This window comes from Saccharothrix sp. NRRL B-16348, from assembly GCF_001280085.1.
Lineage (GTDB): Bacteria > Actinomycetota > Actinomycetes > Mycobacteriales > Pseudonocardiaceae > Actinosynnema.
Window position 1 is genome coordinate 21979 of the sequence record NZ_LGED01000270.1, and the last position, 12760, is coordinate 34738.

Annotated in this window: 14 protein-coding genes; 8 read left to right on the plus strand and 6 right to left on the minus strand. The window is 71.7% G+C overall.

The genetic code is table 11. The annotated features are described in order from the left end of the window. Nucleotides 1-53: 53 nt before the first annotated feature. From ADK67_RS46425 to ADK67_RS46440, 4 genes are all read left to right on the plus strand, one after another. Entirely contained in the window at nt 54-1424 is a 1371-nt protein-coding gene (locus tag ADK67_RS46425) for an MFS transporter (protein ID WP_053723031.1), read from the plus strand. Beyond that, nucleotides 1424-2611 (plus strand): cysteine desulfurase family protein, encoded by a 1188-nt coding sequence (locus ADK67_RS46430; protein WP_053723032.1) that lies wholly within the window; start codon nt 1424-1426, stop codon nt 2609-2611. Before ADK67_RS46425 ends, ADK67_RS46430 begins: the two co-directional genes overlap by 1 nt. Before the next feature lie 5 nt (nt 2612-2616). After that, nucleotides 2617-3702: a tRNA 2-thiouridine(34) synthase MnmA gene (gene mnmA, locus ADK67_RS46435; RefSeq protein ID WP_053723033.1), complete on the plus strand. Its 1086-nt coding sequence runs from the start codon at nt 2617-2619 to the stop codon at nt 3700-3702. An 81-nt stretch (nt 3703-3783) separates the two neighbouring features. After that, nucleotides 3784-4107, plus strand: coding sequence for a hypothetical protein (locus ADK67_RS46440; protein WP_053723034.1), 324 nt, complete (start codon nt 3784-3786; stop codon nt 4105-4107). A 590-nt stretch (nt 4108-4697) separates the two neighbouring features. Here ADK67_RS46440 and ADK67_RS46445 read toward each other — a convergent pair. Together ADK67_RS46445 and ADK67_RS46450 are read right to left on the minus strand one after the other, a co-directional pair. Beyond that, on the minus strand, nt 4698-5573 hold the full coding sequence (locus ADK67_RS46445; RefSeq protein WP_053723035.1) for a serine/threonine dehydratase: 876 nt from the start codon (nt 5571-5573) through the stop codon (nt 4698-4700). 15 nt (nt 5574-5588) lie between these two features. Continuing rightward, nucleotides 5589-6095, minus strand: coding sequence for a DUF6584 family protein (locus ADK67_RS46450; protein ID WP_053723036.1), 507 nt, complete (start codon nt 6093-6095; stop codon nt 5589-5591). Nucleotides 6096-6136: 41 nt separating this feature from the next. On the opposite strand from ADK67_RS46450, the gene ADK67_RS46455 reads away from it, so the two are divergent. Together ADK67_RS46455 and ADK67_RS46460 are read left to right on the plus strand one after the other, a co-directional pair. Continuing rightward, nucleotides 6137-7312 carry a hypothetical protein gene (locus ADK67_RS46455; RefSeq protein ID WP_053723037.1) on the plus strand — a complete coding sequence of 392 codons (1176 nt, stop codon included), beginning with the start codon at nt 6137-6139 and terminating at the stop codon, nt 7310-7312. A gap of 63 nt (nt 7313-7375) precedes the next feature. After that, a complete protein-coding gene (locus tag ADK67_RS46460; protein ID WP_063797946.1) occupies nt 7376-7753 on the plus strand; it encodes a hypothetical protein in 378 nt (125 codons plus the stop codon). On the opposite strand, the gene paaI is transcribed toward ADK67_RS46460, so the two are convergent. After that, nucleotides 7716-8129, minus strand: a complete 414-nt coding sequence (gene paaI / locus ADK67_RS46465; RefSeq protein ID WP_053723039.1) for a hydroxyphenylacetyl-CoA thioesterase PaaI — start codon at nt 8127-8129, stop codon at nt 7716-7718. The two genes, ADK67_RS46460 and paaI, sit on opposite strands and share 38 nt — an antisense overlap. 22 nt (nt 8130-8151) lie before the next feature. On the opposite strand from paaI, the gene ADK67_RS46470 reads away from it, so the two are divergent. Next, the gene (locus ADK67_RS46470) at nt 8152-8661 is read left to right on the plus strand and encodes a hypothetical protein (RefSeq protein ID WP_053723040.1); all 510 of its coding nucleotides are present in this window, start codon (nt 8152-8154) and stop codon (nt 8659-8661) included. A gap of 16 nt (nt 8662-8677) precedes the next feature. Here the strand turns inward: ADK67_RS46470 and ADK67_RS46475 are convergent, their stop codons facing one another. Then, complete coding sequence (locus ADK67_RS46475; protein ID WP_053723041.1) at nt 8678-9652, minus strand: GNAT family N-acetyltransferase; 975 nt, start codon at nt 9650-9652, stop codon at nt 8678-8680. 63 nt (nt 9653-9715) lie between these two features. Continuing rightward, entirely contained in the window at nt 9716-11038 is a 1323-nt protein-coding gene (locus tag ADK67_RS46480; RefSeq protein WP_053723042.1) for a cellulose binding domain-containing protein, read from the minus strand. A 192-nt stretch (nt 11039-11230) separates the two neighbouring features. Here ADK67_RS46480 and ADK67_RS46485 point away from each other — a divergent pair, with 192 nt between their 5' ends. After that, on the plus strand, nt 11231-12241 hold the full coding sequence (locus tag ADK67_RS46485) for a methionine synthase (RefSeq protein ID WP_053723043.1): 1011 nt from the start codon (nt 11231-11233) through the stop codon (nt 12239-12241). A gap of 6 nt (nt 12242-12247) precedes the next feature. Here the strand turns inward: ADK67_RS46485 and ADK67_RS46490 are convergent, their stop codons facing one another. Beyond that, on the minus strand, nt 12248-12751 hold the full coding sequence (locus tag ADK67_RS46490; protein WP_053723044.1) for a GNAT family N-acetyltransferase: 504 nt from the start codon (nt 12749-12751) through the stop codon (nt 12248-12250). Nucleotides 12752-12760 lie beyond the last annotated feature (9 nt).

Consider the following 12760-nt stretch of genomic DNA (forward strand, 5'->3'; position numbering starts at 1 on the left):
ACTGCGTCATATTGCCTTGACCTCCACCCCGGTAGAGGTTGAACCATTGACCCGTGACGACGACGACCGACACCCCCGCCAAGAGCAACCTGTGGACACCTGAACGGCGGGGCCCGACGCTCGGGATCATCCTGCTCGTCACCCTGCTCGCGTTCGAGAACATGGGCGTCAGCACGGCGATGCCGCGCATGGTCGCCGACCTCGACGGCAACGACCTGTACGCGTGGCCGTTCCTGGCGTTCCTCGCCGCGAGCGTCGTCGCCACCGTCCTGTCCGGGCGGCTCAGCGACCTGCGCGGACCGCGGCCGTCGCTGCTGATCGGCCCCGCGCTGTTCCTCGTCGGCCTGATCGTCGCCGGACTCGCCCAGGACATGCCGGTGCTGCTCCTCGGCCGCGTGCTGCAGGGCATCGGCGGCGGCGCGCAGGTGGTCGCGGTCTACGTGCTGATCGGCCTGGTCTACCCGGAACGGGACCGGCCCGCCGTGTTCGGGATGCTCGCGTCGGCGTGGGTCGTGCCGTCGCTGGTCGGACCGGCCCTGTCCGGGTGGCTGACCGAGACGCTGAGCTGGCGGTGGGTGTTCCTCGGGCTGGCGCCGTTCGTGCTGCTCGGCGTGCTGCTGCTGGTGCCCGTGCTGCGGAACCTGCCCCCGCACACCCCCGACCAGAACACCCGCCGCGGGCTTCCCCTGGCCGCGCTCGGCGCCGGTTTCGGCGTCGCGGCGCTGAGCTGGGCCGCCCAGCACCCGACCGGTCTCAACCTGGTGATCGGCCTGGCCGGGCTGGCCGTGCTGGCGCCCGCGCTGCGCGTGCTGCTGCCCAAGGGCACGCTCACCGCGCGTCGCGGCCTGCCGGTGACGATCCTGGCCCGCGCGCTCCTGGCGGGCTCGTTCTTCGCCGCCGAGGCGTTCATCCCGCTGACGCTCACCGCCGTGCACGGCTACTCGGCCATCGCCGCCGGCATCCCGCTCACGCTGAGTGCCCTGGGCTGGTCCAGCGCCGCCTGGTGGCAGTCCCGCAAGCCCGACATCCCGCGCGAGAAGCTCGTGCGTTGGGGATTCGTGCTCAATGCGACGGGTATCTCGGGAGTGACGCTCATCGCACCGACGTGGGGCCCGGCGTGGGCCACCCCGGTGCTGTGGGCGATCGCCGGAGCGGGGATGGGGTTGGCCATGTCGAGCCTGAGCGTGCTCACGCTGGGCGCGTCGTCCGAGGTCGACCGGGGGTTCAACTCCTCGGCCCTGCAGATCAGCGACATGCTCGGCTCGGCGCTGCTGGTCGGCCTCGGCGGTGTGCTCGTCACCACCTTCGCCTCGGCCGCCGCGCCGACGGCCGCCGTGGTGCCGTTCGACCTGCTGATGGTGGGCGTGGCCGTGCTCGGTGCGGTGCTCGCGGGCCGTCTGGGCCGGGCTACCCTGGAAAGCTGATGGCCTACTTCGACCACGCCGCCACGACCCCCATGCTCCCCGAGGCGATCGAGGCGATGACTCGGGCGTTGTCCACGACGGGCAACGCCTCGTCGTTGCACACCTCGGGACGGCGGGCGCGACGGCTGGTCGAGGAAGCGCGGGAGGACATCGCGGACGCCCTGGGCGCGCGGCCCTCCGAGGTGATCTTCACCAGCGGCGGCACGGAGAGCGACAACCTCGCGGTCAAGGGCGTCTACTGGTCCCGCCGCACGTCCCGCCGCCGTCGCGTGGTCGCGACGTCGGTCGAGCACCACGCCGTGCTGGACGCCGTGCAGTGGCTGGTCGAGCACGAAGGCGCCGAGGTCACCTGGCTGGAGCCCGACGGCCTCGGCCGGATCAGGCCCGAGGCGCTGCGCGACGCGTTGGACGACGACGTCGCCCTCGTCACCGCGATGTGGGCGAACAACGAGGTCGGCACGATCAACCCGGTGCGCGAACTGGCCGCCCTGGCCGCCGAACGCGCGGTGCCGTTCCACACCGACGCCGTGCAGGCCGTCGGCGCGGTGCCCGTCGACTTCACCGACTCGGGCGCCTCCGCGCTGACCCTCACCGGGCACAAGCTCGGCGGCCCGTACGGCGTCGGCGTGCTGCTGCTGGGACGTGACGTGGCGACGACGCCCGTGCTGCACGGCGGCGGGCAGGAGCGGGAAGTCCGGTCCGGCACACTGGACGTGCCGTCGATCGTGGCCCTCGCCGCGGCGGTGCGGCACGCGGTGTCCCACCAGGCCGAGACCGCCGCCGAGCTCGCCGCCCTGCGCGACGAGCTGGTGGCGTCGGTGCGGCGCGTGGTCCCCGATGTCGGCGTGAACGGCGACCCGGTGCACCGGCTGCCCGGCAACGCCCACCTGACGTTCCCCGGCTGCGAGGGCGACAGCCTGCTCATGCTGCTGGACGCCAAGGGCATCGAGTGCTCCACCGGCTCCGCCTGCACGGCCGGAGTGGCGCAACCCAGCCACGTGCTGCTGGCCATGGGCGTCGACCCGGTGCTGGCCCGCGGCTCGCTGCGGTTCTCGCTCGGCCACACGTCCACGGCGGCCGACGTGCGCGAACTGGCCGAGGTGATCGGCCCGGTGGTCGAACGCGCCCGCACGGCGGGCATCGCGGGGTTGAAGAGGCTTGCGGGCAAGGCGACGGCGGAGGTGTGACGGGCATGCGGGTGCTGGCGGCGATGAGCGGCGGGGTGGATTCCGCCGTGGCTGCGGCGCGGGCGGTGGCGGCGGGACACGAGGTGACCGGCGTGCACCTGGCGTTGTCGGCGAAGCCCGGCACGCTGCGCACCGGCGCGCGCGGCTGCTGCACCATCGAGGACGCCCGGGACGCGCGGCGCGCGGCGGACGTGCTCGGCATCCCGTTCTACGTCTGGGACTTCGCGGAGCGGTTCACCGAGGAAGTCGTCGACGAGTTCGTGGCCGAGTACGCGGCCGGCCGCACGCCCAACCCGTGCCTGCGGTGCAACGAGAAGATCAAGTTCGAGGCGTTGCTGGACAAGGCCATCGCGCTCGGCTTCGACGCCGTCGCCACCGGGCACTACGCCCGACTGGCCACTGTGGATGGTGTGCTGGAACTGCGCCGTTCGGCCGACGACGGCAAGGACCAGTCGTACGTGCTGGCGTCGTTGACGCACGAGCAGTTGGCCCACGCGATGTTCCCGCTCGGCGACTCGACCAAGGCGCAGGTGCGCGTCGAAGCCGCCGAACGCGGGCTCCAGGTCGCCGACAAGCCCGACAGCCACGACATCTGCTTCATCCCCGACGGCGACACGCAGGCGTTCCTGACCCGGCGATTGGGCGAGCAGCCCGGCGTCCTGGTGGACGACGAGACCGGCGCGGTGCTCGGGCGGCACGTGGGCGTGCACGAGTTCACCGTCGGCCAGCGGAAGGGCCTCGGGATCGACGCGCCCGCGCCCGACGGGCGGCCCCGGTACGTGCTGTCCCTGGAGCCCGTGACCGGCACCGTGCGGGTCGGCGCGGCCGAGAAGCTCCAGGTCACCGAGATCACCGCGCGGCGGCCCGTGACGCGGATCACGTTCGACGGTCCGGTGGAGTGCGTGGCGCAGGTGCGGGCGCACGGCGGTCTCGCCCCTGCGGTGGCCGAAGTTGTCGACGGAGAGTTGCTGGTGCGGCTGCGCGAGCCGTTGAGCGGCGTCGCCCCAGGTCAGGCGGTCGCGGTGTACCGGGAAGACGCGGCGGCGGGCGACTTGGTGCTCGCCAGCGCCACCATCAGTTCGACGCGTTGAGGTGCGGCTTGTTGTTTTGTCGGTGTCGCCTGCGACACTGCGTGCGTGCCGTATGACAACGCACGACGCCGGAGGTCGCTGGTGGACATCGGGATCCGGGTGAGGGTGCTCTCGAGCAAGCTCGATCACCCGTCCGCGCAACGTCTCGACGCGGAGCAGTACGAACGGCTGCGCGCGGAAGTGCGTACGCTGCGCTGGGTGGTCCGGGAGCGCCTGCACCGGCCTGAGTGGGCCGACCTGATCGCCGAGGTGGAGGGCATGGTGGAGCGGGTGGAACGGCTCGACCCGGCGCTCTCGGTGGAGGTCGAGGTGCCGCCGCAGGCCGGTGTTTCGCAGGGGGGCGTGGGGCAGGGGCGTGTTGCGGCGGACGTCGGGTCGGTGGAGCGGGTGACCGAGTGCCGTTGAGTGGTTGGGCTGGGGGTTGTAGGCGCTGACTCGGTGGTTGCCGGTTGGGGTCCGGTGCGGGTCGGTGGTTGAGTCCGGCTCGATTTGACATGGGGCCCTTACGGGTACCCCAGGCAGGCCAAAGCCGGGCAGGCCTGGCGGGAAGAGCGTCCGCCAAGGCGTCCGCCAAGCCTGCCCGGCTTCGACCAGCCTAAGGCACCCGAACCCATGTCAAATCGGGCCTCTGCGGGGGTGTGGCGGGTCCGATGTGCGGCGGCTGGGGCGGGTGACCTCGGTGCGCCGGTTTCGGGTCCGTTGTGCGGCCGTTGGGTGCCTCAGCGGGCGGGTTCGTTGGGCCGTTGTGAGGCCGTTTGGCGAGGGCCCGGTGGAGTGGTTGCGGATCCGGCGTTGTGCGGCGGTGGGGCCGGTGGCCGTGCTTGGTCGGTGGCCGGTCCGTTGAGGGGCGGTATCCGGTTGGGCGTCACACGGCTGGGCGAAGAGTGCAACCTGGGACAACCCGAATCGCATTACTCACGTTAGCCGGATAAAACGGCCGGCCCCGGCGGCGGGTGCGGTGTGCGGCGGGTTCGGTGGCTGTGTGGGCGGTGGTGTCAGGGCGTCCAGTCGGTGTTCGCGCCGCACAGCACGACGCAGGCCAGTTCACCTGGCACCTGCCCGGCCAGCCACGCGGCGAACGGCACGGCGGCGGCAGGTTCCACGGCCAGCCGGAACTCCTCCCACAGCCGGTCGCGTGCGGACAGGGTCTCGGGGTCCGGCACCAGCACCGAGGCGACCGGGTGGGTGCTCAGGATCTCGAACGGGACCTCGCCGACCCTCGTGGCGCCCAGTGCCGAGGAGGCGACCGAGACCACCTCGGAGTCCACCGGTTTGCCCGCGGCCAGCGCGTGGTGGAGGGCGCAGCACCGGTCCGGTTCCACGGCGACCGTGAGGCGGCCCGAGGAGGCCAGTGCGGTGCCGGCGGCCAGCCCGCCGCCGCCGACGGCGACCGCGATCGCGTCCACGTCCGGCGCGTCCTCGACCACCTCGGCGGCCACGGTGCCCTGGCCCGCGACGACGGTCGGGTCGTTGTAGGCCTCGACGTAGAAGCCCGGGGTCTCGCGGGCCGCCAAGACGGCCTCGGCGTACGTGTCGCCGTGCCGGATCAGCTTGGCGCCGGCGGCCTCGATTCGGCGCACCTTGCCCTCCGGCGCGCTCACCGGCACGAAGACGGTGGCGTGCAGGCCGAGCAGTTGCGCGGCCTTCGTCACGCCGAGGCCGTGGTTGCCGCCCGAGGCCGTGACCACACGATCCGGTGAACCGGAGGCGATGAGGGTGTTGAGCGCGCCGCGCAGCTTGAACGAGCCGGTGAGCTGGAGGTGTTCGAGCTTGAACACGATCGGCCTGCCGTCGACCTCGGTGCGCCACAACGGGGTGCGGCGGGCGTGTGGGCGGATGCGGTCAGCGGCGGCGGCGACGTCGGGGGTCATGACTCCAATATGCGCTCATCCGGCGAACCACCTGTAGGCCCACATGACCAGCGTCACCGCGCCGACCACGAAGCACAGCAGCACGATCACGAGCCCTACCAGCACCAACACGTTCGTGCGCCACGACGAATCCCGGTCGTCGGCCACCGACAACTCGGCGCGCAGCTGGTCGTTGGCCGCGTTCTGGAGGGCCACCAGGCGGTCCCGGGCGGTCGCGGTCGGGGTGCCCGTCTCGCCGCTGGTCCAGTTCATCGCCTCCAGCCTGGCCAGCGGCGTGCGGTAGGCGCGTTCGAACGCGGCCACCTCCGCCTCGTCGCGCACCTCGGACAGGTAGCTCCACCGCCCGGCCTGCGCCGCGTCGCCGAGCAGCCGGTACACGTCGGCGAGGCGCTCGCGCAGGTCCAGCCGGTCGGGGTAGCTGGTGACCAGGCCGACCAGCCGTTGTCGCGCCCGCAGGACACTGGCCAAGTCGCCGCGTTCGACCTCTTCGGCGGCCTTGCGGAGCGTCAGCTCGAGCGGCATGGGCCACATCGTCCCAGCCCACGCAACCGTAGGATCTCCGGGTGATCGCGGTGTCGGTGGTGACGTTCGGCCTCGCCTGGTGGCTCGGGCTCTACCTGCTCGTGCGCGATCCCCGCAAACACCTGCTCCAGCGTGCCTCGATCGGGTTGCTCGCCTACGCGCTGGTGATCGTCCTCCCGTTGCCGACGATGGCGATGGCGGTGCCCGCGGTGGCGTGGACCGGGGTTGTCGTGTGCTGGCTGCCGGTGCGCTACGACCGCTGGTGGCGGTACAGCGCGCTGCCGTTGCTGGTGGCGGCCTACTTCGCGCCCGTCGTGGTGCTGATCCCGTTGGCGGCGGCCCTGGTGCTGTGCCTGCGGGTGCGGCGGGCCTTGTTGGGCGCGGCGACGATCCTGTTCGGGCTGAGCTGCGCGTTGCTGCTGGTGGACGTGCTGCCCGCGCCGCTGGTGATCGCGTCGGCCGGGTTCGACCTGCTGGTGTTCGGCGTGATCGTGGCGGTGGCGGACGCGTTCGACGAGGGCGAGGCGATCCGGGCGGACATGGTGCGCTCGCTGCTCACGTCGGCCGGGTTGGCGGCGGTGTTCGGCGGGCAGGTGGCGTTGTTCCTGGACGACCGGCTGGTGCCGCTGCTGTACGGCACGGTCGCCGCCGCGATCGCCGTGCAGGTGCTGGCGAACCCGCTGGCGCTGCTCGTCGACCGGGTCGCGGTGCCGGGCGTGGCCTCCGAACGGGCCGAGCTGCGTGACGCGGCCGAGGCGTTGCCGCGCCGGGCGCCGCTGGACCCGACCGAATTCGTGAAGCTGACCCGGCGCGCGTTGAGCAATTACGGCGACCTCGGGAAGTTGGTCGCCAGCCCGTTGACGGAATTGCCGGTGATCGACGCCCGACTGGCCGGCCGGGGCGCTTCGGACCAACCGCTGGAACGTGCCGCCGAGTTGAAGTCGTTGTTGTTGGAGAGCATCTGCCGGCTCAAACCGCGGGACGGCGATTTCGGCACCAGCGACGAATGGCGGCACTACAACGCGCTGTACTTCTACTACGTGGTCGGCATCCGGCCGTACAGCAGGCGGACGAAGCGCGAGGACCTCGACCCGGAGGCACGGCGGGCGCTGGCGTGGTTCGTCAACCAGGTGCCGGAGCGGACGCTGCACAACTGGCAGAACGCGGGGGCACGACTGGTGGCCGAGGACTTGTTCTCGCAGGTCGCGTCGGAGTGACTGGCAGGCGTTGGCAGTGTTCGGTGTACCGCCGGCAGTACGGCCGGCCCTAACTTTCGAGCCATGACGACAACTCAGGTTCGCAACGACGGCTTGCTCCGCTTCGCCCTCAAGCTCGACGGCGTCGGCTCGGGCGGACTGGGCCTGCTGGCCCTCCTCTTCGACCTGCCGACGGGATTGCCGCGTGGTCTGGTGATCGGGCTCGGCGTGTTCCTCCTCGCTTATGGCGTCGGTGTTTTCGCGCTCGGTCTCCGACCGGTTCGCGCACTGGTCGCGGTGGTGATCATCGGCAATTCGGTGTGGGTGCTGGACAGCTTCCTCACCGCGTTCGCCGGGTGGTTCCCGGTGACCGGGCTCGGTGTTTTCCTGATCGTCGCCCAAGCCGTCGGCGTGATGGGTTTCATCACCCTTCAGGTGCTGGGTCTGCGCCGTTCGGCCTGAGGGTCCGGCTCCGGCCGCGGAACTCGGCCACCACCTGGTCGCCACGGCGCACGGTGATGTCGTAGATCCCGCTGCGCCCGAACCGCGCCCGTTCCACCGCCTCGGCCACCAGCTCGTCCCCCGCGTGCACGGGGGCGATGAAGTCGATCTCCGCCTGCGCCGCCACGGTCACCGAGCCGTGGCGGTTGCACGCGCAGGCGAAGGCGGTGTCGGCGAGCAGGAACACGTAGCCGCCGTGCGCGATGCCGTGCCCGTTGACCATCCGGTCGGTGACCGTCATGGCCAGCCGGGCCGTGCCCTCGCCGAGGTCGAGCGCCCGGATCCCGAGCGCGGTCGACGCGGCGTCGTTGGCGAGCATCTCCGCGGGTCCGTTCATCCCTGCACCTTAAGGTTCACGGGTGCGGGACATCATCCGCGCGGCGGTGGCAGGGGGCTGGATGTTCGGGTCGAAGCGGGAAGCCGAGGAACTGCGGGCGAGGGTGGCCGACCTGGAACGCCAGGTGGCCGTCCTGACCGGTCGACTGGCCGCCACCGGGCCGTTGCTGGACGACGCGACAAGGGTCGAATCGCTGGCCCGCCAAGCGGAGGCGGCCGTGCGCTCGCTGGAGGCGCGCGCCACCCCGTTGGGTGTGGGAGGGCCGCGGACCAGGCCGAAGCTCGACACCCTCTACCGAGCCGACGTGCTCGGTTACGTGGCGGTCTACTTCGTCACGGGCTACATCGCGACCGTCAAGCTGACCGTCGGCGCGGAGAACCCGCCCACGACCGTGGTCGGCATCGCGCACGGCGGCGGTGAGTCCAACTCGTTCGCGGGCGCCATCGTGCGGCCGGGGGAGTACTGGATCGCGGCCACCAGCGGGGAACGGGCGGACTACGGGTTCGAACTCCACTTCACGCCGCTGTACTGAGCCGGTGGTGGCGGCGTCAGGCTTCGAGCGCCCAGCGCGCGAACCGGATCTGCCGAGTGAATCCGGCGTTCTCGAAGATCCCGAAGGCCCCGGACGGGTTCGCGGAGTCCACGGTGACGCTGGCGCGGTCGTAGCCCTGGTCGGCGGCGGCCCGCAGCGCGTGCCCGATCAAAGCGCCGGCGGCACCCCGCCTCCGGTGGTTCCGCAGCGTCCCGACGAGCGTGAAGACGGCGTCGCGGACGCCGGTGGCCTCGGTGTCGGCGTCCCAGCACGAGGTCGTCAGCATGCCCGCGGGAGCCCCGTTCGCGGCGTCCCGGAGCAGGAAGCTGACCTCGGGCCGGAACGTGTGGTTCGTGATCTTGTTCCGCCACGAGTCCGCGGGCATCGGCGCCGAGCCCCAGTGGTCCTCGAACGCCTCGTTCCGGACCAGCCGGAAGTCCTCGTCGTTGCGCTCCGACCACGGCTCGACCCGCAGCCCGGCGGGGACGGCGGCGTCGGGGATCGCGTCGCCGAGCGGGTGCTTCAGGTGCTGGAAGTAGCGGACCGGCGCGAAACCACGGCCGCCCAGGAGCTCGGCCAGCCCGGCGATGTGCTCACCCTTCTGCACGTCGACCACGAGCTTCCTCGTCGGGTGACGCAGCCCGTGCACCACCTTTGCCGCCGCCACACCGGCCTCGACGAGCACGGCGCCGAGACCCCGACGGCGGTAGCCGGGGTGGACCCCACCGTCCAGGAAGACCCGGTGCACCCCCTCCACGCCCGGCTTGAAGCGGATCTTCATGAAGCCGACCATCAAGTCACCGTCGAACACCGCCGAACTCGCCCGCTCCAGGTCCGCGTAGGGGTCGATCAACTCCTCAAGCGTGTCCTGCTCGGTGTAGTACTCCCCGATCCCGTCCACGGCCTCGATGGCGTTGAGGAGCTCGGCCGACGCCTTGGCGTCCTCGACCACCAGTGGCCGCCACGTGAGCGAGGCCGTGTCTGCGCGCATGCGACCGCACGCTAATCCCGCCTGTGCGGCCTGTCGCTCCATTTCCCGCCGCGGGTGACGGCGTCAGGCGGTGAAGGCTTTGAAGATGTTCGTGAACTCGTACTGGGTCTGGCTGATGCTGCTGCACGTCGGCGAGATGCCGCCGCCCGGGCAGTTGCCGTTGTCCCGGCCCACCGACCAGAAGCCCAGCAGGCCGATGCGGTTCGTGTTGGCCCACGCCACGAGTTTGCGCGCGTGCGCCTGGGTGAAGACCTTGCCGTTGAAGTTGCGGCCGATCATCGGTGTCACGCCGAGCAGCCGCTTCAGCTCCGCGTCCGACTTGGCGGGCCAGATCGTCCTCAGCTGCCGCAGGCTGCTCTCGGCCGCCGCGATGACGGCGTCGCCCCAGTCGGGGCGGGAGGAGCCGAACTCCATGGTCATGGGGTTCACCAGGACGGTCAGGTCCTTGGCGGCGGCGTTCTGCAGGACCTGCACCGAGTACGGGTCCATGCCGTAGTCGTCGCCCTGGACGCGCATCGTGTAGCTGATCGACGTGCCGCGTTCGGTCTGCAGGCGCTTCAACGCCGTGTTCACCATGTCGTGCGGGATGGCCGCCTCGACGTCCACGTCCAAGTGGTTGCTGCCGACGGCGTCGAGCACCTTTTTGTACGCCGCCAGCAACGCGTCCGCGGTGGAGCACGTGTGCTCCAGGTACGGCCCGGCGGCGCCGCCGGTCGCCACGATCACGTCGCCGCCCAACGCCTTCAGCGCGCGCACGTCGTTGATGATCCGGCTGTCGTGCAACGGGATCGTGCCGCCCCACGACGGGTTGCAGCCGGTGCTGTCGGCGAGCGCGAAGGCGAGCGTGAACACCTGCTGGCCGGTGGCGCGGGCGACCGACTCCAGTGACGGCGTCGGCATGGTGATGTCCACGTACGGCGCGGACTTCAGGCTGCCCGGCAGAGGCGGCTGGTCCGAAGTCGTAGTGGTAGTGGTGGTCGTCGTGCCGCCGGTGCAGGGTTGGCCGTTGAGCTTGCAGTTGGCGGGCAGGCCCGTGCCGTTCACCAGGAACCCGAACGACGTGGACGCGCCCGCCGCGAGGCTGCCGTTGTACTCACGGTTGGTGAACGCGTGGTGCGAGCCGCTGCTGGTCAGCGTGGCGTCCCAGTACGAGCCGGGCGTGCTGCCCGCCGGCAGGTCGAACTCGACCTTCCACCCGGACACCGCGCCGGACCCGGCGGTGACGGTGAACCTGCCCTGGTAGCCCGAACTCCACGTCGAGTCCTGGCTGAAGACCGCCGTCGGGGTCGGCGCGGCGCCCGCGGGGGCGGCCAGCAGCAGACCGGCGGTCAGGACAGCCGTGACGCCTGCCGCCAGTGCGGCCAGGCTCGTGCGCTTGAACGACATCGGTACCTCCCGTGCGGAGGGAAGTGGTGCGGGAGCGCGGGGCGCGGCACGCCCCCACACCACGTCGTGGCGGTGCCCTCGACCACTGTCGGCACCGACAAGGTGACGGTAGGTGGTCTGGACCATGGCGTCAATGGGTCTAGACCTTTTCGCGCCTGAACGGCCGGGCGCCCGTGGTGGGAGACTGTCCGCGTGGATGCCCTCCCTTGGTCCGCCGGCGCCGCAACCGGCATCGGCTCGCTACCCGGAACCGACCCGCTGGAGGCCGCCAGGATCGTCCTCGGCGAACTCCCCGACCTCCCTCACCTGCCCGAACTCCCCGCTCGGGGAGTCGGCGGGGACATGATCGGCCGCACCGCCGCGCTCCTGGTCGACCTGCCGGTCGAGGTGGTCCCGTCCGGCTGGCGGACCACCGCGCACCCCGGCAAGGACCACCGGCGCGCGGTCGACCTGCTGCGCCGCGACCTGGACGCGTTCGAAGAGGCCGCCGAGCCCGCTCCGCCGCGGGTCGTCAAGGTGCAGTCCGCCGGGCCGTGGACGCTCACCGCGAGCGTCGAGCTGCTCCGCGGCCACCGCGTGCTGACCGACAAGGGCGCGCTGCGCGAGTACACCCAGTCCCTGGTCGAAGGGCTCAACCGGCACGTCGCCGAGGTCGCCAAGCGCACCGGCGCGAAGGTCGTCGTGCAGCTGGACGAACCGGCGCTGCCCGCCGTGCTCAAGGGCCTGCTGCCCACGCCGTCCAAGCTCGGCACGGTCGCCGCCGTCCCCGAGCCGGACGCGCGGGCGCTGCTTGAGACCGTGATCGACGGCGTCGACGCGGACGTGATCGTGCACTGCTGCGCCTCGAAGCCGCCGATCACGCTGATCCGCCAGGCGGGCGCGCGGGCCGTCTCGTTCGACGTCACGGTCCTGGACGACACGATGTGGGACGAGATCGGCGAGGCGTGGGAGGAGAAGACCCAGCTGTTCCTGGGCCTCGCCCCGAGCACGGACCCGACCACGCCGCAGACGCTGAAGTCGCTGGCCCAGCCCGCGTTGGACCTGGTGGACCGGCTCGGCTTCCCGCGGTCGATCCTCGGCACGCACGCGGTGCCGACGCCGACGTGCGGCATGGCGGGCGCGAGCGAGAAGTGGGTGCGGCGGGCGTTGGCGTTGACGCGCGACGTGGGCAAGGCGTTCGTGGAACCGCCCGAGAACTGGTGACCCCGGCTACAGGTCGCCGAACGGCGCGGCGTAGGCGAAGGGGCCGGTGAGGTCGGGCGTGTAGGCGGTGAGGGTGCGGACCTGGAAGTACGGCGTCCAGTCCGGGTCGGGTGGCGTGATGCCGCGGGTCGACGCGGGCCGGAAGCCGAAGCGCGAGTAGTAGGCCGGGTCGCCGAGGAGGATCACCAGGGGCTCACCGAGGGCGTCGGCAGCGCCCAGCACGGTGTGCATCAGGGCCTTGCCGACGCCGGAGCGTTGGTGGGCGGGCAGCACGCTGAGCGGGCCCAGGCCGAGAGCGGGGGCGTCGCCGACGGAGCCACGCGTGCACACGACGTGCCCGACGACGACGCCGTCCACCTCGGCGACCAGCGACAGGGCCGGGATCCACCCCGGATCCGCCCGGAGCGCGTCGACCAGCCCCGCCTCACCGCCCGGTCGGGCCGCGAACGCGGCCTCCGTCACGTCGTGGATGGCCCGGATGTCGGCGGCGGTCTCGCGTCGGATCAGCACGACACAGCA

Coding starts and splice junctions, on each gene's coding strand:
- ADK67_RS46430 (WP_053723032.1), top strand. CDS start 1,424: ATGGCCTACTTCGACCACGCCGCCACGACCCCCATGCTCCCCGAGGCG.
- mnmA (WP_053723033.1), top strand. CDS start 2,617: ATGCGGGTGCTGGCGGCGATGAGCGGCGGGGTGGATTCCGCCGTGGCT.
- ADK67_RS46445 (WP_053723035.1), bottom strand. CDS start 5,573: ATGACCCCCGACGTCGCCGCCGCCGCTGACCGCATCCGCCCACACGCC.
- ADK67_RS46450 (WP_053723036.1), bottom strand. CDS start 6,095: ATGCCGCTCGAGCTGACGCTCCGCAAGGCCGCCGAAGAGGTCGAACGC.
- ADK67_RS46460 (WP_063797946.1), top strand. CDS start 7,376: ATGACGACAACTCAGGTTCGCAACGACGGCTTGCTCCGCTTCGCCCTC.
- paaI (WP_053723039.1), bottom strand. CDS start 8,129: ATGAACGGACCCGCGGAGATGCTCGCCAACGACGCCGCGTCGACCGCG.
- ADK67_RS46475 (WP_053723041.1), bottom strand. CDS start 9,652: ATGCGCGCAGACACGGCCTCGCTCACGTGGCGGCCACTGGTGGTCGAG.
- ADK67_RS46480 (WP_053723042.1), bottom strand. CDS start 11,038: ATGTCGTTCAAGCGCACGAGCCTGGCCGCACTGGCGGCAGGCGTCACG.